17 protein-coding genes, 1 tRNA gene, 1 rRNA gene and 1 pseudogene are annotated in these 20,221 nt (G+C 62.3%); 9 read left to right on the forward strand and 11 right to left on the reverse strand.

What is annotated here, in order from left to right:
* Positions 1 to 6: 6 nt before the first annotated feature.
* Positions 7 to 321: a DUF2007 domain-containing protein gene (locus tag ACB033_RS17560; protein ID WP_005308027.1), complete on the reverse strand. Its 315-nt coding sequence runs from the start codon at positions 319 to 321 to the stop codon at positions 7 to 9.
* A gap of 56 nt (positions 322 to 377) precedes the next feature.
* Positions 378 to 1,280 carry a LysR family transcriptional regulator gene (locus ACB033_RS17565; protein ID WP_005308024.1) on the reverse strand — a complete coding sequence of 301 codons (903 nt, stop codon included), beginning with the start codon at positions 1,278 to 1,280 and terminating at the stop codon, positions 378 to 380.
* Between the two features lie 96 nt (positions 1,281 to 1,376).
* Between ACB033_RS17565 and ACB033_RS17570 the strand changes: the two genes are divergently transcribed.
* Together ACB033_RS17570 and ACB033_RS17575 are read left to right on the forward strand one after the other, a co-directional pair.
* Positions 1,377 to 2,429 (forward strand): HlyD family secretion protein, encoded by a 1,053-nt coding sequence (locus tag ACB033_RS17570; RefSeq protein ID WP_005308022.1) that lies wholly within the window; start codon positions 1,377 to 1,379, stop codon positions 2,427 to 2,429.
* Entirely contained in the window at positions 2,429 to 3,982 is a 1,554-nt protein-coding gene (locus ACB033_RS17575) for a DHA2 family efflux MFS transporter permease subunit (protein ID WP_025202374.1), read from the forward strand. Before ACB033_RS17570 ends, ACB033_RS17575 begins: the two co-directional genes overlap by 1 nt.
* 62 nt (positions 3,983 to 4,044) lie before the next feature.
* On the opposite strand, the gene ACB033_RS17580 is transcribed toward ACB033_RS17575, so the two are convergent.
* A complete protein-coding gene (locus ACB033_RS17580; RefSeq protein ID WP_005308018.1) occupies positions 4,045 to 4,671 on the reverse strand; it encodes a lysoplasmalogenase in 627 nt (208 codons plus the stop codon).
* Between the two features lie 188 nt (positions 4,672 to 4,859).
* On the opposite strand from ACB033_RS17580, the gene ACB033_RS17585 reads away from it, so the two are divergent.
* On the forward strand, positions 4,860 to 5,000 hold the full coding sequence (locus ACB033_RS17585) for a hypothetical protein (RefSeq protein WP_010635406.1): 141 nt from the start codon (positions 4,860 to 4,862) through the stop codon (positions 4,998 to 5,000).
* 184 nt (positions 5,001 to 5,184) lie between these two features.
* Here the strand turns inward: ACB033_RS17585 and ACB033_RS17590 are convergent, their stop codons facing one another.
* The 6 genes from ACB033_RS17590 to ACB033_RS17615 all read right to left on the reverse strand — a co-directional run bounded on the left by ACB033_RS17590 (position 5,185) and on the right by ACB033_RS17615 (position 13,210).
* Positions 5,185 to 7,746, reverse strand: a complete 2,562-nt coding sequence (locus ACB033_RS17590; RefSeq protein WP_010635408.1) for a TRAP transporter permease — start codon at positions 7,744 to 7,746, stop codon at positions 5,185 to 5,187.
* Positions 7,747 to 7,832: 86 nt separating this feature from the next.
* On the reverse strand, positions 7,833 to 8,804 hold the full coding sequence (locus ACB033_RS17595; RefSeq protein WP_010635409.1) for a TAXI family TRAP transporter solute-binding subunit: 972 nt from the start codon (positions 8,802 to 8,804) through the stop codon (positions 7,833 to 7,835).
* A gap of 415 nt (positions 8,805 to 9,219) precedes the next feature.
* The gene (locus ACB033_RS17600) at positions 9,220 to 11,373 is read right to left on the reverse strand and encodes a S9 family peptidase (protein WP_162519956.1); all 2,154 of its coding nucleotides are present in this window, start codon (positions 11,371 to 11,373) and stop codon (positions 9,220 to 9,222) included.
* Positions 11,374 to 11,597: 224 nt separating this feature from the next.
* On the reverse strand, positions 11,598 to 12,029 hold the full coding sequence (locus ACB033_RS17605) for a DUF411 domain-containing protein (protein WP_005308011.1): 432 nt from the start codon (positions 12,027 to 12,029) through the stop codon (positions 11,598 to 11,600).
* Positions 12,030 to 12,076: 47 nt separating this feature from the next.
* A complete protein-coding gene (locus ACB033_RS17610; RefSeq protein ID WP_005308010.1) occupies positions 12,077 to 12,400 on the reverse strand; it encodes a hypothetical protein in 324 nt (107 codons plus the stop codon).
* 87 nt (positions 12,401 to 12,487) lie between these two features.
* A complete protein-coding gene (locus ACB033_RS17615) occupies positions 12,488 to 13,210 on the reverse strand; it encodes an SDR family oxidoreductase (RefSeq protein ID WP_162519957.1) in 723 nt (240 codons plus the stop codon).
* 143 nt (positions 13,211 to 13,353) lie between these two features.
* On the opposite strand from ACB033_RS17615, the gene ACB033_RS17620 reads away from it, so the two are divergent.
* From ACB033_RS17620 to ACB033_RS17645, 6 genes and pseudogenes are all read left to right on the forward strand, one after another.
* The gene (locus tag ACB033_RS17620; RefSeq protein WP_026141732.1) at positions 13,354 to 14,199 is read left to right on the forward strand and encodes a LysR family transcriptional regulator; all 846 of its coding nucleotides are present in this window, start codon (positions 13,354 to 13,356) and stop codon (positions 14,197 to 14,199) included.
* Between the two features lie 56 nt (positions 14,200 to 14,255).
* Positions 14,256 to 14,855, forward strand: coding sequence for an NAD(P)H-dependent oxidoreductase (locus ACB033_RS17625; RefSeq protein WP_043170635.1), 600 nt, complete (start codon positions 14,256 to 14,258; stop codon positions 14,853 to 14,855).
* A 70-nt stretch (positions 14,856 to 14,925) separates the two neighbouring features.
* Entirely contained in the window at positions 14,926 to 16,782 is a 1,857-nt protein-coding gene (locus ACB033_RS17630; RefSeq protein ID WP_005308005.1) for a monovalent cation:proton antiporter-2 (CPA2) family protein, read from the forward strand.
* Positions 16,779 to 17,165: a SirB2 family protein gene (locus ACB033_RS17635; protein ID WP_010635416.1), complete on the forward strand. Its 387-nt coding sequence runs from the start codon at positions 16,779 to 16,781 to the stop codon at positions 17,163 to 17,165. Before ACB033_RS17630 ends, ACB033_RS17635 begins: the two co-directional genes overlap by 4 nt.
* Before the next feature lie 304 nt (positions 17,166 to 17,469).
* Positions 17,470 to 18,456 (forward strand): YafY family protein, encoded by a 987-nt coding sequence (locus ACB033_RS17640; protein WP_005308002.1) that lies wholly within the window; start codon positions 17,470 to 17,472, stop codon positions 18,454 to 18,456.
* 1,116 nt (positions 18,457 to 19,572) lie between these two features.
* Positions 19,573 to 19,686: pseudogene (locus ACB033_RS17645) on the forward strand (phosphoribosylaminoimidazole carboxylase); the annotation flags it as partial.
* 255 nt (positions 19,687 to 19,941) lie between these two features.
* Here the strand turns inward: ACB033_RS17645 and ACB033_RS17650 are convergent.
* Positions 19,942 to 20,018: transfer RNA gene (locus tag ACB033_RS17650), tRNA-Asp, on the reverse strand.
* 95 nt (positions 20,019 to 20,113) lie between these two features.
* Positions 20,114 to 20,221 (reverse strand): 5S ribosomal RNA (gene rrf / locus ACB033_RS17655); the annotation flags it as partial.

Below are 20,221 nucleotides of genomic sequence, written 5' to 3' on the forward strand. Positions count from 1 at the left end.
GAGCGATTAATTTTCGTGGGGATCGTGGTGGCAGCGCCAGCAGACATCGAAGTTGGCGCCGTTCTCCTCCCCGCACTGACCGCACAGCCAGCCGTTGCCCTGACGCTGCTGATAGCGCTCGATGACCCGCCCTGCCTTGCTGCGATCCTGTTCGCGCACCATCAGGGTCACCTGCAGCATGTCCACCGGCAGTTCGCCCAGGGCGCCCGACAGCGCCTCGCCATTGAGCCGCACCGGCACCCCTTCCACTTCCAGCGCCCCTTTCAGGGCGTGGGCCTCCAGCGAATGGGAAGCCCGATACAGATTGATCCAGTGATCCATGTCTTCCCCCTCAGATCCCCCCGCGATGCCGTAACCACGGCACCTGCTCTGGCCGGCTACAGCAGGGTGTCTATGCCGTAGTCGGCCCCCTTGGCCACGATGAAATCGATGAACACCCGCAATTTTCGCGGCATCAGCCGCCGCTCCGGAAACAGCAGGTAAATGGGTACCCTGGGCTGCTGCCACTCGGGCAGCACGGACACCAAGGTCCCGCTCGCCAGCTCCTCGTGGCAGAGCATGGCGGGCAGAGAGGCGAGCCCCAACCCGGCCTTCGCCGCCTCTCGGGCACAGGTTATATTATTAACCCGAAAGCGGGAGGGAGGGTCAACCAGCACCTCCTTGTCATCCCGCTCGAAACACCAGTGCGAGGCCAGAAAGCCGCTGGTCACCGCCACCCGCTCATGTTGTACCAGATCCTCGGGATGAGTGATGGCGGGGCTGCGCGCCAGGTACGCCGGGCTGGCACAGATCAGGCGGGCATTGCTCCACAGCCGCCGTGCTGCCAGGTTCGAGTCGCTCATGTCGCCGATCCGCACGATCGCATCCAGCCCCTCGTTGATGGGATCCACGATGCGATTGGTCAGCTCCAGCTCCACCTGCAGACCGGGATAGGCCTGCAGAAACTCCGCCACCAGTCGCCCTACCACCAGCTGCCCTGCCTCGATGGGCACCGCCAGTTTGAGGGTGCCGGTCACCTCCTGCTGGCTGGCGCTCACCATCAGCTCGGCCTGGGCCAGCTCGTCCACCGCCTTGCTGCAACGCAGATAGTACTGCTCGCCGGCCTCGGTCAGGGTGAGCTGGCGGGTCGAGCGGTAGAGCAGCCGCACGCCGAGGCGCTGCTCCAGCTCGGCGATGCGCCGGCTCACCGTCGCCTTGGTCATGCCCAGCTCCTGGGCGGCCGCCGTGAAGGAGCCCTTGTCGACGATCCGCACTAGAATCAACGCAGCGTTCAGATCCATTGTTGCACCAGTGAAACTGTATATCTCATAAATGGATACTAATCGAAACAGTTGGCCAGTGTTAGCCTGCCTCTCTTATGTTCAGGAATCCCCCCCATGAGTCAACACAAGAAGATCCCCCTGCTGGCCGCCATGATACTGGCCCTGCTCGGCCTGCTGTTTGCCGGTTACTGGTATCTGCACGGCCGCTACTTCGAGAGCACCGACAACGCCTACCTGCAGAGCGAGGTGACCGGCATCGGCTCCAAGCTGTCCGGCTACATCAGCGAAGTGCTGGTGACCGACAACCAGCCGGTGAAGGCCGGCCAGCTCATCGCCCGTCTCGACGACCGGGAGTACAAGACCAAGGTGGCCGAGGCCGAAGCAGACCTGCGCCTCAACCAGGCGACGGCGGAGAACCTGGCCGCCACTCGCACCCAGCAGCTGAGCCTCATCCGTCAGGCCGAGGCCAAGGTCAGCTCGGCCAATGCCGAACAGGTCCGGGCCCAGCAGCAGGTGCGCCGTGTCAGCCAGCTCAACCAGCGCCACTACAGCTCCCAGGACAGCCTGGACGAGGTGCGTGCCGGCTTGCAGGTCAATCAGGCCCAGGAACAGGAGGCCAAAGCGGCCCTGCAGGCCGCCCGCGAGCGGCTGCTGGTGCTGGATGCCGAGGCCAAACAGAACCAGGCCAAGCTGGCATTGAGCGCCGCCCAGCTGGAGCAGGCCAAGCTGGAGCTGGCCTATACCGAGCTGCGAGCACCGGCCGACGGCATCATCGGCAAGCGCAGCCTGCGGGCCGGGCTCTACGTTCAGTCCGGCATGCAGGTGGCCAGTCTGGTGCCGTTGCAGCAGGTGTGGGTCGAGGCCAACTTCAAGGAGACCCAGCTGCTCCACATGCAGCCCGGCCAGAAGGTGGAGGTGATCCTGGATGCCTATCCGGATCAGCCGGTCGAGGGGATCATCGACAGCCTGGCACCGGCCACCGGCGCCAAGTTCGCCCTGCTGCCGCCAGAGAACGCCACCGGCAACTTCACCAAGATCGTGCAGCGAGTACCGGTCAAGATCCGCATTCCGGATCCGGGCGCCCTGGCGGGCAAGCTGTTGCCTGGCCTCTCCACCGAGGTGATCGTCGACACCCGCAGCCCTGATCCCGTGGTCGCCGCCAACTGATGGACGCCATACCACGCCGCAACTGGATCGCGGTCATGGGGGGCCTCATCGGCGCCTTCATGGCCATCCTCGACATCCAGATCACCAACGCCTCCCTGAAGGACATTCAGGGGGCTCTGTCGGCCACCCTGAGCGAGAGCTCCTGGATCTCCACCTCCTATCTGGTGGCAGAGATGATCGCCATCCCGCTGAGCGGCTGGCTGAGTCGGGGGCTGAGCGTGCGGCGCTACCTGCTGTGGACCACAGGCGCCTTCATCATCGCCTCCGTGCTCTGCTCGTTCAGCTGGAACCTCACCAGCATGATCGTCTTTCGGGCGCTGCAGGGCTTCACCGGCGGGGCGCTGATCCCCATGGCCTTCTCCCTCATCGTCAGCCTGCTGCCGCTGCACAAGCGAGCCACCGGCATGGCACTGTTCGGCCTGTGCGCCACCTTCGCCCCCGCCATCGGCCCGACCCTGGGCGGCTGGCTGACCGAACAGATGTCCTGGCACTACATCTTCTACCTGAACGTGCCGCCGGGACTGCTGGTGATGGCCATGCTGGCCCACGGGCTGGACAAGAAGCCGGTGGACTGGGAGGTGATCAAGCGAGTGGATCTCATCGGCATCCTTACCATGGCGGTGGGGCTTGGCCTGTTGGAAGTGGTGCTGGAAGAGGGCAACCGGGAGGACTGGTTCGGTTCCAGCTTCATCGTGCGGCTCACCGTCATCTCGGTGGTGGCGCTGGTGTTCTTCGTCATCAGCCAGCTGCTGCGCCGCCACCCGCTGGTCAACCTGCGGCTGCTGCACAACCCGCGCTTCGCGCTGGCCTGCTTCGCCTACCTGGTGCTCGGCATGGCGTTGATGGGCTCCATCTATGTGCTGCCGCTCTACATGACCCAGATCCACAACTACAACGCGCTGGAAATCGGCGAGGTACTGATGTGGATGGGACTACCCCAGCTGCTGGTGCTGCCACTGGTACCCAAGCTGACCCACAAGATAGACCCGCGCTATCTGGTCAGCTTCGGTTTTCTGGTGTTCGCCGTCAGCTGCTTCATGAACATGAACATGAGTGCGGATTACGCCGGGCCCCAGCTGATCCAGTCTCTCATCGTACGGGCGCTGGGACAGCCCTTCATCATGGTGCCGCTCTCCCTGGTGGCGACCGCCAGCCTGACGCCGGACGAGATCCCCTCCTCCTCCACCCTGCTCAACGTGCTGCGCAACCTGGGCGGTGCCTTCGGCATCGCCATCATAGCCACCCTGATCGACAACGACACCCGCACCCATGTCAGCCAGATCGGCAGTACCCTGGCCGCCACCAGCATAGAGGGACAGGCCTACCTGTTGCAGCTGGCCCAGAGCATGATGGCCCAGGGCTCCGGCCCCGAGCTGGCCCGTCTGCAGGCCCAGGCCATGCTGTCGAACACCATCAGCCGCGAGGCGGCCATCATGGCCTACAACCAGGTGTTCTTCGTGATGGGTATCTTCCTGCTGATCGCCAGCGCCCTGATGCTGCTGCTCAAGCAGCCGGCCCCGAGGGCGCCGGATGCCGAACCGGTCGAGGCGTGAAAAGAGTGAGAAGGGAGTAGCAAAACGGGCCGGCAGGCCCGTTTTTTATTGCGGCCCGCCGGTCAACCCGCCAGCGAGGCGGCGATCAGGAACTGGGCGGCGAAATAGCTGCTCATCACCCAGGCGGTGGCATGGGGGAAGGGGCGACGGAAGCGATCCAGCGCCAGCATGCTGTCGGAGAAGAGGAACATCAGCGCCCCCACCAGGGCGGCGGCGCTGCCGGCGGTGAGGGAGGCGTGCCAGGCACCGGCGGCCACCCAGGCCATGCCGATGATCACCAGCATGTAGCAGAAGACGGGGATCTTCATCTCCCCGAGCTTGCCCCACAACAGGCCGAACACCATGCCGGCCACCAGCAGCAACAGCAGGCCATCCACCAGGTTCAGCACCAGCGGCCCCTGGGCGAAGCCGACGATGTAGCAGAGGTGCGCGACAAGAAATGCCGCCAGCCCCTGGATGAAGCGGTCGCTCGGCAGCATCAGCAGCACGTCGCCGGCCAGCGACAGGCAGAGACCGAGCAGGATCCAGGCGTGGGAGCCGTCGTGGTCATAGCCCTGATAGCCGAACGCCAGCGCTATGATGAGCAGCATGGTCAGCGGCTTGCTGATGTAGAACTGACGGGAGTCTGAGCCGTAGGCCGCACGAATGTGCCACCAGCCCGATGCGATGATCAAGAAACTCAATAACATGCCCTGCTCCTCACGTGTCGCTCGCAGTCATACGGCAACATCTTCTTGCTGACAGGGAGAGTAACAAATTCCCCCGGCCAGTGGCAGAGGCGCTCAGCAAACGAGCACTCTACGCCTAAAGTCTAATTGTCCCACACACCCGGTTCGGGCATAAGGAACGGGTTCGGAGGATCACCATGGAAGAAGCAATGAGAAACTATCTGCCCGCCATCGATATCATGATGTGCCACTTGGGAATCAGCTTTGAGCAAGCCTGCGAACAGCTGGGATTGAGCCAGGTGGAGCAACAGACCCTGAGCCTGCTGCAGGAGCAGGATCCGCAAGAATAAGCCCTCCCGCGGCCCGTATAGATATCATGATGTGCCGCGTTGAATAGGTCTGAGAGCAGCCGGAACTGAGCTAGGTGAAGCAACAGCCTTTCAACCTGCCGCAGAAGCAAGCTCCGCAGGAATAACCCCACACGGGGTAAATAAAAACGGCGCCATCGTGGCGCCGCTTTTATTGGGTGCGGGATCAGCGTGCCTGACGGCGCCGCTGCAGCCAGATCACGGCGCCGAACAGCAGGAAGCCCGGCAGCCACATCAGCTCCTTGGGCCAGCGCTCGGTGGGCGCCTTGACGCTCAGGATCTGCTGATCCATCTCCAGCCCCAGCTCGGCGGCTTGGCTGCCGAAGGTGACGCTGTCGATCAGGATCTTGCCGTCCTGCTCATAGGTCTGGATCCCCAGCTTGGTCAGACGATCCTCACCGCTCGCGCCATCCGGCACCGGCAGCAGCACGGTGAAGCGGCGCAGCTTGCCCACCGCATCTTCCCCTTCCATCCGCAGGCGCAGGGTGCTTTCGGCCTCCACCTGGCCCATGGTCTGGGCCAACTCGGCCGGCGCGGCGTCGCGATACGGGTCGTGCAGCATGTCCATCCAGAAACCGGGACGGAACAGGGTGAAGGCCACCAGCAGCAGCAGCACGCTCTCGTACCAGCGGCTCTTCACCAGGAAGTAACCCTGGGTGGCGGCGGCGAAGATCAGCATGGCGATGGTGGCCACGATGAAGATCAGCACGCCGTGGGCGAAGTCCACGTTGATGAGCAGCAGGTCGGTGTTGAAGATGAACAGGAACGGCAGCGCCGCGGTGCGCAGGCTGTAGTAGAACGCCGTGATCCCGGTCTTGATGGGATCCCCTTTGGAGACGGCGGCCGCGGCGAACGAGGCCAGCCCCACCGGCGGGGTCACGTCGGCCATGATGCCGAAGTAGAAGACGAACAGATGTACGGCGATGAGCGGCACGATGAGGCCGTTCTGCTGCCCCAGGGTGACGATCACCGGCGCCAGCAGGCTCGACACCACTATGTAGTTGGCGGTGGTGGGCAACCCCATGCCGAGGATCAGGCTCAGCAGGGCGGTCAGCAGCAGCATCAGCAGCAGGTTGCCCATGGAGAGGAACTCCACCAGATCCGCCAGCACCAGGCCGACGCCGGTCTGGGAGACGGCCCCGACTATGATGCCGGCGGTGGCGGTGGCGATGCCGATGCCGATCATGTTGCGGGCACCGGCGATCAGCCCCTCGCGCAGATCCACCACGCCGTCGGTGAAGCTGCCGTAGTCATGCTTGCCATCGGTGCGCAGCCAGTTCAGCAGCGGGCGCTGGGTCAGCAGTATGATGATCAGCATCACCGAGCCCCAGAAGGCCGACAGGCCCGGGGAGAGTCGCTCCACCATCAGACACCACACCAGTACCACCACCGGCAGCAGGAAGTGCAGGCCGGAGAGCAGCACGGCGCGGGTTTCCGGCAGCTCGTCCAGCGGCTTGTCCGGATCTTCCGACGGCAACGGCTCGTTGCTGGCGGCGATCTTCAGCAGTCCCAGGTAGGCGGCGGCCAGCAGCACGCTGATCCCCGGCAGGGCGTAGTCGCCCAGCGCCGGCTTGAGCCAGCCCAGGCCATAGTAGACCGCCATGGAGAGGCCGCTGATGAGAGCGGCACCGAAGGCGAAGCCGGTCAGGCGGCGCAGCCAGGGCCGCGGCTGACGGTTGCCGATGGGCTGCATGCCGAGCTTGAGCGCCTCGAGGTGCACTATGTAGAGCAGCGCGATGTAGGAGATGGCCGCCGGCAGGAAGGCGTGCTTGATGATCTCGACGTAGGGGATGCCAACGTACTCCACCATCAGGAAGGCGGCGGCTCCCATGACCGGGGGCATGATCTGGCCGTTGACCGAGGAGGCCACTTCCACCGCGCCGGCCTTCTCCTTGGAGAAGCCGACCCGTTTCATCATGGGGATGGTGAAGGTGCCGGTGGTCACCACGTTGGCGATGGAGGAGCCGGAGATGACGCCGGTCAGGGCCGAGGCCACCACGGCCGCCTTGGCCGGGCCGCCGCGCAGGTGGCCGAGCAGGCTGAAGGCGAGCTGGATGAAGTAGTGGCCCGCACCGGCGCGCTCGAGCAGGGCGCCAAACAGCACGAACAGGAAGACGAAGCTGGTGGAGACCCCGAGGGCGATGCCGAACACCCCTTCGGTGGTGATCCACTGGTGGTTGGCCAGCGCGTGCAGGCTCACCCCACGGTGCGCCAGCAGGGAGGGCATCCAGGGGCCGGCCAGGCTGTAGGCCAGGAAGACGATGGCGATCACCGCCAGGGCCGGGCCGAGGGCACGGCGGGCGGCTTCCAGCAGCAGCGGAATGCCGATACAGGCGACCACGAAGTCCATGGTGGTCAGGTTGCCGGGGCGCTGGGCCAGCTGCTCATACATGATGAACAGGTAGCTGGCGACGGCGGCGCCGATGAGGCCAAGGGCGATGTCACCGAGCGGCACGCGGTCGCGCGGCGAGCTGCGCATGGCCGGGAACACCAGATAGGCGAGCAGGATGGCGAAAGCCAGGTGAATCGAGCGTGTTTCAGTGTCGTTGAGAACACCGATGCCGAGAGAAAACGGCAGCGGCGAAGCGATCCAGAGCTGGAACAGGGACCAGATCAGCGCAAGACCCGCGATGATCCAGCTCATGGTGCCCACCGGCAGGCGGGCTCCCACATCCTGGGCGATCAGCTCCTCGGCCGAGAGCGCCTCTTGTTGTTGTGTTTGCTGCATAGTGTGGCTCTGTTGGTGCTGCAATAAAGAGACTCGCCCCCCCAAAGGAGGAGCGAGTCCGGGGCACATCCTAAGACGCAGCCGGATTACATCCAGCCACGTTCCTTGTAGTAGCGCACCGCGCCTTCATGCAGCGGGGCGGAGAGACCCACCTTGATCATGTCGGCTTCCTTCAGGTCGGCGAAGGCCGGGTGCAGGCGCTTGAAGCGATCCAGGTTGTCGAACACGGACTTGACCAGCTGGTAGACCACTTCCGGATCAGCCTTGGCGCTGGTGGAGAGTACGGCCTTGCCACCGATGGACGGGGTCGGGTTCGGGCTGCCCTTGTACAGACCACCCGGGATCTCGGCCTTGCTGTAGTAGCTCTTCTCGGCCAGCAGCTTGTCGATCTCGGGGCCGGTCACCGGCACCAGCACGGTGTCGGTAGTGGTGGAGGCTTCCTGGATGGCACCGTTGGGGTGGCCAACGAAGTAGCTCATGGCATCGATGTTGTTGTCACCCAGGGCAGAGGCCTGCTCGGCGGGTTTGAGCTCGGAGACCAAACTGAACACGGACTTGTCCCAGCCCTTGACGGCCATGATCTCTTCGAAGGTGTCGCGCTGGCCGGAGCCCGGGTTGCCGATGTTGACCCGCTTGCCCTTCAGATCGTCGAAGCCGGCAATCTTGGCGTCCTTGCGGGCCAGGATGGTGAACACTTCGCTCTGCAGGGAGAAGACGGCGCGGATGTCATCCATCGGACCCTCGGCCTTGAACGGCTCGACGCCCTTCATCGCCTTGTACTGGTGGTCGGACTGCATGATGCCGAAGTTGAACTCGCCGGAGCGGATGCCGTTGACGTTGGCAACACCGCCGCCACTGGCCGGGGCGTTGCACTTGATCTGGTGATCGGCGGCGCCGCGGTTGAGGAAGCGGCAGATGGACTGGCCCGCCACGTAGTAGACACCGGTCTGACCGCCGGTGCCTATGGTCACGAAGCGCTCCTGCGCCTGTACCGGACCACCAAACGAGACACCGACCAGAGCTGCCGACAAGGCACACGCCAGGGATAATCCTTTCATGTTGTTCATCCTTTTTGATTGATTCAGCTCGCCCGTTCCACGGGCGAATGCAAGACAAACCGCCGTGCTGCGTCGGCGGTTGTCCGTGACCTCGCGATGAGGAAATGGGTGAACGACCAGCGTTCCCCAAAAAGCCACCAGCATCCTGTGGTGAGACAGTCGGCTTCATGCCAACCAGAGATAATTGGCACCGAGGGGGCCAATTAAAGAGTTATAACGGCATCGATTAAGCACACGGCGCCAACATAAATCAAACAAAAACACAAAATGAAGGATATCGGTCGCCAGAAATTTGAAGCCGATCATTAATTTGCCGATCGAAGATTAATTGGTTGTGCTACCGGACGGCAGGTGGGAAGAGGGAAAGGAGATTCTTTTGCAGCCCTTGCCTGGCAAGGGCTGCAACCTTGGTGACTTATGCTTTTGGCTTGGCCAGATCCAGGATAAACGCAAACTCCAGCGCGATATCCTCGTAGGCCTTGAAGCGGCCCGACTTGCCGCCGTGGCCGGCGTCCATGTCGGTACTCAGCAACAACTTGTTATCATCCGTCTTCAGCTCCCGCAGCTTGGCCACCCACTTGGCCGGCTCCCAATACTGTACCTGGGAATCGTGCAACCCGGTGGTGACCAGCAGATTCGGGTAAGCCTGCGCCTTGACCTGATCGTAGGGGCTGTAGGCCTTCATGTAGTCGTAGTAGCGCTTCTGGTTCGGGTTGCCCCACTCGTCGTACTCACCGGTAGTGAGGGGGATGGACTCGTCCAGCATGGTGGTGACCACGTCGACGAAGGGCACCTGGGCCACCACGCCGCGATAGAGCTGGGGCGCCTGGTTGATGACGGCCCCCATCAGCAGGCCGCCGGCGCTGCCGCCCATGGCGTAGACCTGATCCCTGGCACCATAACCCTGTGCCACCAGCGCCTCGGTCACGTCGATGAAGTCGTTGAAGGTGTTCTGCTTCTTCAGCAGCTTGCCATCCTCATACCAGTGGCGGCCCAGCTCCTCGCCACCCCGGATGTGGGCGATGGCGTAGACGAAGCCGCGATCCAGCAGGCTCAGCCTGGCACTGCTGAAGTCCGGATCCATGCTGGCGCCATAGGAGCCATAGCCGTAGACCAGCAGCGGATTGGTGCCTGCGCCGGTCCCCTCCTTCTTGAACTTGTCCTTGCGATAGACCAGCGACACCGGCACGGCCACGCCGTCACGGGCGGTGATCCAGAGCCGCTCGCTGGCATATTGATCGGCCTTGAAGCCCGCCACCGGCTGCTGCTTGAGCAGGGTGCGCTTGCCGCTGTTCAGGTCGAGCTCGTAGGTGGAAGACGGCGTGGTCATCGAGGAGTAGCCATAGCGCAGGGCGCTGGTGTCCGGCTCCGGGTTGTAGGCAAGCCAGGTGACATAGGCCGGGTCGTCGAAGGCGATCTCCTTCTGCTCGCCGCTCTGCCAGTTGACCTGGCGCAACCGGGTCAGCCCCTGGCTGCGCTCCTCCAGCACCAGCCACTCCTTGAACAGGGCATAGCTCTCCAGCAGTACATCCGGATTGGGGGCGATCACTGCCTTCCAGCGCTCCACCGGGCGCTCTTTGGTCTCGTAGAGGCCGAAGTTCTTGCCGTCCTTGTTGGAGCGCACATAGAAGCGGCCGCGGTAGTGATCCAGGCTGTACTCGTGATCCACCTGGCGCGGCAGGAACAGCCGCGGCGCCTGGGTCGGCACGTTGGCATCGATGAGGCGCGCCTCGCCGGTAGTGGTGCTGGAGAGGGCGATGACGATGAAATCTTCCGAGGTGGTGGCATAGAGGCTCACATAGAAGGTGTCGTCCTTCTCCTCGTAGACCAGGGTGTCCTTGGCGGGATCCGTGCCCAGCTCGTGGCGATAGACCTGGTAGGGCAGCAGGGTCTTGGGGTGCTTGCGCACGTAGAACACCGTCTTGCTGTCGTTGGCCCAGACCAGATTGCCGGAGGTGTTCGGAAGCGTGTCGGCGGCCCACTTTCCGCTCTCCAGATCGAAGAACTGGATCTGGTACTGGCGGCGGGAGAGGAAATCTTCCGCCACCGCCAGCCAGCGGTTGTTGCGGCTCACCTCGAGCGCCCCCAGGGCGTAGAACTCGTGGCCCTCGGCGCGCTGGTTGCCGTCCAGCAGCAGGCTTGTAGCCTCTTCACCAATTTTGCTGCGTGAATAGATGGCGTACTCCTTGCCCGGCTCGTAGCGGGTCTGGTAGCGATAGCCGTTCTTCACATAAGGCACCGACTCGTCCTGCTGGGGAATGCGGGCCACCATCTCCTGATAGAGCTGGTCGCGCAGCGGCTTGACCGGTTTGAGCATGGCGTCGGTGTAGGCGTTTTCGGCCTCCAGGTAGGCCAGCACCTCGGGTTTCTGGCGCTCGTCATCGCGCAGCCAGTAGTAGTTGTCGACCCGGGTATCCCCGTGTTTTTTCAGGGCATGGGGGTGTTTGGCGGCCACGGGAGGCTGGATCTGGGTGTCGCGTGTGGGCATGGCGGACTCATCATTGGCATATGAACAGGGAACGGCGGCCAGGCAAGCCAGCAGCAGAAGCCCTCGGGAAAAGGTGAACATGTCGCATCCTTTGCGCTTTAAAAGGGTTGGCGGACCTGAGCCTTGGCTCCTTGGACAGGGGACCAATCTGCCCCTTGTCGCCTTCAGTTGCAAGTTCTCCCGCGCCGGGATGTAAAAGGGCCGCCATCTCGCGATGGCGGCCCTTATACCTGACCGTGAGCGACACGGGCTCGCTCAGGTGTGCCTCACATGATGGAAGTGTGTCTGCTCACGGCCAGTCTTCATCAGCCGGGGTAGCTCGACCAGACTCTGGTCGCGCCCTCATTGCTGATGCTCAGCACCTGATAGGGCTGACCCGGAATATCCATGCCCGGCGCACTCTGGGGCATGCCCGGAATGGTCAGGCCGCGGATCGCCGGTTTTTCCTTGAGCAGTTTCTGCACATCGGCGGCGGGCACGTGTCCCTCGATCACATAGCCGTTGACCACGCCGGTGTGGCAGGAGGCCAGCTGCGGAGTGATGCCGTACTGCTGTTTGACCGGTGCAAGCTGTTCGGTTTCGATGACCTCGAGCTCGAAGCCATTCTCTTCCATGTGCTTGTTCCAGGCCTGGCAGCAGCCGCAGTACTTGGATTTGTAGACGGTCATCTTCTCGGCCGCGAGAGCAGAAAAGCTGACGGTACCGGCCAGCACGGCCAGTAGCAGGGATTTGTACATAACTCACCTCAGATTGAATGAAACATGCCCGGGAACGGGGGTCAGATTCAAGCCAGGGTGCGGGGAGGACGCTCCAGCCGGTCGGTCGGGACATCCGGCATGAACTGGGAAGGGGAGATGAAATCCGGGGCGTCAGGTTCCAGCATGGCAACCGTCAGGCTGTCACTGCTGAGCACCGTCATGGCGAGCGCCGAGGTGAAGCTGCCGCAGGGCATGGCTTTCTCCAGGGTGCGTTCGCTCTGGCTGCAATGAGGCGTCAGGGTACAGAGATCGGTCGCCGCCCTGCTGCCAAACGACATCAGCACCATCAGCAGACTCCACAGGGGGAGCCAGCGGCGGGCGCGAGCGAGTTGGCGACGGGTCAGAACCATGAGACGACTCATTGACGAAAGGTGGCCTATGGTAACCCCTGGCCCAGGGGGAGGGTCAAGCCCTCCCCCTCTTCCAGTCAGCCTCCATCAAGGTTGCTGACGGGTGGCCGCCAGCACGATCTCGCGCACGCAGACATTGGCCGGCTGGTGCCATGCATAGAGCACGGCCTCGGCGATCACCTCGGGCGCAATGACGCCGCCCATCTGATCCTTCCAGTCGTGGTAGCCGGCCTTGATGCTCTCGTCCGTGGTGTGGCTGAGCAGCTCGGTCTCCACCGCGCCTGGGGCTATGGTCACCATCCGCACGCCGACATCGGCCACCTCTTCCCGGATGTTTTCGGTCAGGGCGTGTACCGCGAACTTGGTGGCGCAGTAGGCGGCATGGTTCGGGAAGGTCTTGCGACCGGCGATGGAGCTGATGTTGATGATGGTGCCGCTGCGGCGCGCCTTCATCCCGGCCAGCACGGCGTGAACGCCGTTCAATACCCCCATCACGTTGATGTTGAGCATCTGCTGCCACTCGGCCGGATCCTGCACGTCGGCCTGGCCCAGCAGCATGACGCCGGCATTGTTGACCAGGCAGCCGACCGGACCGAATTGCGCCTCGGCCTGCTGGATGGCGGCTTTCATGGCGGTGGTGTCGGTCACGTCGACCCCGATGCAGAGGGTATCGGGCAGGCCCAGCGCCTGCATGGGCTCGACCCGGCGGGCCAGCAACAGCAGCGGATGGCCGGCGGCCGAGAAGGCGCGGGCGATGGCGGCACCGATCCCGGCGGAGGCACCGGTGATCACGACGAGAGGCTTGGACATGATGTTTTCCTTCTGATTCAAGAGTCGGTTTGAGCAAACAAGCGGCTGGCCAGCACGGAACGGGATCACTATAGTCACTGCATCCATCAGTGATAAATATTGTTTTCCGCTGGTTATCATCTGAAAAAACTATGGTTGGGCTTATGCTGGATCTGAGACTGCTGCGTTTCTTCATCGCCATCTATGAAGAGAAGAACATCACGGCGGCGGCCGAACGCTGCCACGTCAGCCAGCCCTCCCTCTCGGCGGGGCTGCGCCAGCTGGAAGAGACCCTGGGTGACAGCCTGTTCATTCGGGGCAAGAAGGGGGTGGAGGCGAAGGATCCGGCCCACTACCTCTATCCCCACGCGGTCAAGCTGGTGGAGGAGGCTCGTCGGCTGCCCGAGCTGTTTCGCCAGAAGGCGACGCGTGCTCGGCTCAATCTTGCCATCATGCCGGACCTGAGCCGGCGCCGGCTGGCGGGATTGCTGCAGCAGGTACAGGCGGTGCTGCCCGAGCTGGATCTCACCCTCTCCGATTACGGGACGCCTGCCGACTGTCGGCTGACCCTGGATGCCCTGCGCCGGGAGGACGAGATCTTTCTGCCGCTGTGGGAAGAGGACTATGTCTTGTGCGTGCGCCGCGACCATCCCCTCGCCGGCCGCCGGCAACTCGAACTGGCCGAGCTACAACATTATGATTTTATTGAGTGCCCACCCTGCGAGGCCCATCAGCAGACCATAGGCCTGCTGGCCTGTGATCGGCTCACCCTCAATCTGGTGGCCAAGGCAGAGAGCAAGGGGCTGGTGATGGCGCTGGTACTGGCCGGGATCGGCATCAGCTTCCTGCCGGACGGGCTGGTGGAGGACGAGGCGGGGCTGTGCACCGTGCCCGTGAGCGGGCCCCGGATGTTCCGGCGCATCGGTCTCTGCTATCCCGCCCACCAGACCCTCAATCCGGCGCTGCGCGAGCTGATCCCGGAGCTGGCGGGCCACGGCGCTTCTTGCTAACGTCGCTGCGCAATGCATCTTTTGCCGGCATCCACTCCTCTTCAGGTCAGGACCCCATGAAACGCATTCTGGTCATCTTCTCACACCCGGCGCTGCAGAGCTCCCGGGCCAACAAGCAGCTGCTGCAGGCCATCGACGGGCTGGAGGGCGTCACCCTGCACGACCTCTATCTGCACTACCCGGACATGTTCATCAACGTGAAGCGGGAGCAGGCCCTGCTCTCTGAACACGACATCATCGTCTTCCAGCACCCCTTCTACTGGTATTCCTGTCCGGCCATCATGAAGGAGTGGATGGATCTGGTGCTGGAGTACGGCTACGCCTACGGCCCGGAAGCCCACGCCCTCAACGGCAAGCAGTGGCTGTCGGCCATCACCACCGGCGGAGCCCCCGAATCCTACTGCAGTGCCGGCTACAACCAGCGCCCGCTGCTCGACTTCCTGCTCCCCTTTCAGCAGACGGCCCAGCTGTGCGGCATGAGCTGGCTGCCCCCGTTCGTGCTGCACTCCTTTCACAAGATCCGGGACCCGGAGGCGCTGCGTCGCTGCGGCCAGGACTATCGCCAGTTGCTGTGCGCCCTGCGCGACGAGCAGCTGACCCCGGCACAACTCGGCGGCAGCCCCTATCTGCGTGATCTGCTGGAGGTACTCCCATGACCCGAACCCGCTCCGGGCGTAGTCCCGGCCTGCCTTCATCGGCCTCCACCACGGCGCGGAGGATCCGCTGATGGGACACGGTTTGCTGTTCGACGCCTTCATCTACCTCTCCGCCGCGGTGATCGCGGTGCCGCTGGCCAAGCGCTGGGGGCTGGGCTCCGTGCTCGGCTACCTGCTGGCGGGGATCATCATAGGCCCCTTCCTGCTGGGGCTGGTGGGTGAGCAAAAAGACGTGATGCACTTCGCCGAGTTCGGAGTGGTGCTGATGCTGTTTCTGGTCGGGCTGGAGCTCAGGCCGGCGCTGCTGTGGCAGCTGAAGGGGCCCATTCTCGGCACCGGCGGCCTGCAAGTGCTGCTCACTACGGCAGCCCTGACCGGCGTGGCCCACCTCATTGGCCTGCCCTGGCAACAGGGGCTGGCCATCGGCCTCATCCTGGCGCTCTCCTCCACCGCCATCGTGCTGCAGAGCCTGCAGGAGCGCAAACTGATGCAGAGCGAGAGCGGCCGCTCCGCCTTCGCCGTGCTGCTGTTCCAGGACATCGCCGTCATCCCCATCCTGGCGATCCTGCCGCTGCTGGCCATCGCGCCGGTGGCCAGCAGTGGCAGCTCTGAGCTGGCCGGTTGGCAACACGGCCTGCTGGTGGTGGCCGCCATCTCCGGCATCGTGCTGGGTGGTCATTACCTGATGCGCCCGGTGTTTCGCGCCATCGCCCAGTCCCACATGCGGGAGATCTTCGTTGCCGCCGCCCTGCTGCTGGTGATCGCCATCGCCGTGCTGATGGAATCGGTCGGTCTCTCCCCCGCTCTCGGCTCCTTCCTCGCCGGCGTGGTGCTGGCGGACAGCGAATACCGCCACGAACTGGAGGCGGACATAGAGCCGTTCAAGGGGCTGCTGCTCGGCCTCTTCTTCATGTCGGTGGGCGCCGGTATCAACTTCGGGCTGTTTGCCGAACATCCGCTGCTGATCCCGGCCCTGGTGGTCGGCCTGATGCTGCTTAAGTGGTTGGTGTTGATGGCGCTCGGCTTCATCATCCGCATCTCGCCGAGCCAGCGCTGGACCTTCGGGCTGGCGCTGGCCCAGGGGGGGGAGTTCGCCTTCGTGCTGTTCTCGTTCGCCGCCCAGAACAGGGTGTTACCGGGGGATACCATCGCCCTGCTGACCCTGGTGGTGGCGCTCTCCATGGCACTGACGCCGCTGCTGCTGATCCTCAACGATCGGGTGATCCAGCCCTGGTTCGACTACCGCAACCAGAGCGAGGTCCCGCAGCACGAGCAGCCGGAGCTGGTGGAGCACCCGGTGATCATCGCCGGCTTCGGCCGCTTCGGTCAGATCGTGGGACGCTTGCTGCACGGTCACGGCATAGGTACCACCATCCTTGAGCAGGATGCCAGCCAGATCGAGATGCTGCGCAAGTATGGCTATCAGGTGTTCTACGGGGATGCCAGCCGGCTCGACCTGCTGCACGCCGCCGGTGCCCACAAGGCTAAATTGCTGGTGCTCTCCATCAACGACCCTGCGACGTCACTCGAAGTGATTGAAATGGTGAAGAAACACTTCCCGCACCTTAAGATACTGGCGCGAGCCCAGGATCGTCCCCACGCTCACGAGATCCTGCGCCAGGGCGTGGGCAGCGTGTATCGGGAAACCCTGGGTTCCGCCGTGGATCTGGGGGTGGAAGCCCTGACCCAGCTCGGTTTTCGGGCCAACCAGGCCTGGCGGGCCGGGCAGACCTTCAAGCAGCACGACAACTGGCTGCTGCGGGAGCAGGTCAACTACCTGGACGACGAACACACCTATATCAACAAGAGCCTGCAATACCGGGACATCCTCTCCGATCTGCTGCAAGACGATCAGGAAGGACAGGAGCGCATTCACGCCCACAACTGGAACAGCGGTCTGCCCGACAACGACAAGGAAGCAATATGATTGCCTATTACCCCCTGCTCAAACACCTGCACATGACGCTGGCGCTGGTCAGCGTGCTGTTGTTCCTCTATCGCTGGCTGTTAGCCCTGGGGGGCAGTGCCCGCCTGCAGCAGAAGTGGCTGAAGATCCTGCCCCATGTCAACGACACCTTCCTGTTGCTGTTCGGGGTAGTGCTGGCGGTGACCCTGCAGATGAGCCCGGGTCAGCAGCCCTGGCTGATGGCCAAGCTGATCGCGCTGGTGGTTTACATCGGCCTCGGCGTCATGGCGCTCAAGCGCCCTGCGCGCAGTCAGAAGCTGGTGGCCGGCCTCGCTGCCCTGGCGGTATTCGGCTATATGGTGGGCGCCGCCATCACCAAGTCGGCCTGGTCCTGGTTGGCCTGATCCGACAGCAAAAATCCCCGCCCGGTGGAGGAGAGCCCTCTCCTCCACATCATATTCTGCGCTTACCCATCATTTCTGTTTTTTCTTCTGCACCAAATCCGTAAGACAGCACTTTCATTTGGCGAATTTTCATCATTTTTTAGCCTCAATTGCTGCCAGAAAAGAGAGCGTTCTCTTTTGTGATCATATAGTTAGCTTGGTTTGTATGAAAATGGCGACAGTTGTCGCAGCAAAACTTGCGACATATACTGTCGCAAGGCATGGCTAGGATACACTCAACGCTAAACCAGTGAAGGCATGCACCATGAGTAAGAAGCTGTTACGACAACTGACCTTGGCGCGTTGCATCCCGCACCGCCCTTACAAGCTGACCGCCAGCCAACTCCAGGTAAAACTGGAAGAAGAAGGCATTCATGTCAGTCTGCGTACCGTGCAACGGGACCTGGAAGAGATGTCCGGCATGGGGTTGTTCGATCTCACCTCGGATGAACGCAGCAAACCACACGGCTGGTGCTTCGAGCGCCATGGCCTCAACGATTTTGCCAACATCATGCCGCTGTCGCTGGCAGTGGCGCTGAAAACCTGGAGCGACCAGGCCAGCCAGCTGCTGCCCGCCAGTGTCCTGACCGAATTGAACCCGCTGGTCGACAAGGCCAGCCAGGTGATCCGTGACAGCCAGAGCGAACTGGCGGAACGCTGGCTCGAGAGCGTGCACCAGTCACCGCGCCCGTTTGCCGGCAACCCGGAGATCCGCCGCAGCACCCTGATCCGCGATGCTCTGTGGCGTGGCCGCAAGTTCAGCGCCGAGATCCAGCGTGTCATCAAGGAGCGCACCGTGTGGCTCTGCTATGACCGCATCAATCCGCTCGGCATTCTGAACCAGGCGGAGGGGCCGACCCTGCTCTGCACCCTGTCCGAGCTGGATCCCAAGGTCTACGGCATCCCGTTCGACCACATCAAGAACGTGGAGCTGACCAACTTCAGCGCGACCCAGCCGAAGGATTTCAATATCCAGAAACTGATCCGCGATCAGGGGTACCAGGATGTCAGCGGGCCGATCCGCTTCGTCGGCCGCATCGATGCCAACTGCCCAACCCTGGTCGACGGCCAGATCCCCGGCCACAACCCGCGCATGACCCGTTACGACAAGCGCAGCGTGGTAGTGGAAACCGAGGTGCAGGACACTCCGGAGTTCCGTACCTGGCTCAACAACATGAGCGGGAACCTGGAAGTGCTGGCGCCAGAATCCTTGCGCAAGGCATATCCGACACCGGGTAGCCGCGTCAGCTGACACCTTCTCAACAAGCCGGGCCAAGCCCGGCTTTTTGTATTCTTTTTGAGCATATTTATTCAACTAATTTTTAAGCCTTACCCTTCGAATTGAGCCTGTTTTTACCATCGTTTTCGCCCTGTTTTTGCGTGTGAGAGATCAGCCATCGCCGCTGTAAGAGGCCACTGTGTCGAACCGTACGCGAAGCCATCTTTGAATCCTTATGCTTTCCCGTGAAACAAACTAACACCATGATTAATATGAATTTATTGCCACTACCATGATCGTTTAAGCGTTCTCATCACACCGACAACGCCAACTCCTCCCTTGTTCCGCCCTCTGGTTCCCTTAATATAGGTTTCACAAGGACGAAGCTGATTCGGCAGGATGCAGAAGCAGCGCATAAGCAGGGAATAAACCACAGGACGTGGGCAGGGAACACCTCAGGATGAGGCCGATAGCCAGGATGGTTATCAAAGGGAATACAGGACACCGCGGGACGTGGTTGAGGACACCTCGGGATGAGGCAGAGCAGCAGGATGGTTGCTCTTCAGGACGAACAGGAACCTCGCCGGAGGCGAGCAGGACAGCTTCAGGATGAAGCGAGATAACCCGGATGGTTATCTGTCAGGATGACGTAAGGAACACCACGGGATGTGGTAACGGACACCTCCAGGATGGAGAGAGTGCAGCAATCAGGATCGATTGCCAGGCTAGGATGGCCACAGGACACCTCAACGGATTGGGAAGGGGATATTCCGAAGGATCAGGATAAAGTCAGGGATTGCAGGGAGCGTTGCAGTTCAGGGACTGGACGAAATGACTCGAGGGGACGGCAGCTGCCGTCCCCTTTTCTTTTTGCGCTTTTTACTACATGCAACCCAATTACATCACTCACGCTGCAGATGTTGTGCATGCCACTTCCCTGCGCGTGTTCCTGCTGCTCGTCACTCTCGTCCATACCTTGACTGAGTCTCTTTCGACAAGACCTCTCTAAAGGCCTGAAAGAAGCGCCAAGACATTCAAGCTGCACTTCGTATGCGTGACGGAGCATAGAGGCGCTCTGCAGTCTTCCAGGACACTCAGTGGATTGTCGTTCTCCCCTAATATCATTGCAGGCAAGAGAGACAAAGATAGCAGCTGATCCAGCAGGGTCCGGGGGATCACATCAATATCCCTGCCCGCCAGAAGCACAGGGTCGAGTGGACCCATCCCGACATGACCACCGTCTGGCTCTGCGTGTTTTACTGAAGTGAGTAAGGAGAAAAGAGGTAATCCGGGGAAAATAAGACGAAAAAAGCCCAGTCTGTCGACTGGGCTTCTTAAGTAGTGGCGGAGCGGACGGGGAGACGGACAGAGTCCGGCTCAAGCACAAGGGACAACAGACAGGGACCGAGTTGCCCGTGGCAAGTCGCAGCCCTGGCGGTTGTCTCTTGTTTCCTCATCCCGTTTGCAAAAGCCAGATAGCAAAAAGGCCTTCCCATTTGGGAAGGCCTTTCAATTTAGTGGCGGAGCGGACGGGACTCGAACCCGCGACCCCCGGCGTGACAGGCCGGTATTCTAACCGACTGAACTACCGCTCCGCATTCGGTTAGCTTTCGCTAAAGCTGTTGCTGCTTGTTTGTGAGGCGTCATCCTCGCAGCCGGTCATGTCTTTCACATCACCGTTTAATTGGGTGCCTGGCAGTGTCCTACTCTCGCATGGCGAATGCCACACTACCATCGGCGCTACAGCGTTTCACTTCTGAGTTCGGCATGGGGTCAGGTGGTTCCACTGCGCTATTGC

The sequence above is a fragment of the Aeromonas sp. S15(2024) genome, assembly GCF_041402265.1.
GTDB classification, from domain to species: domain Bacteria; phylum Pseudomonadota; class Gammaproteobacteria; order Enterobacterales; family Aeromonadaceae; genus Aeromonas; species Aeromonas dhakensis.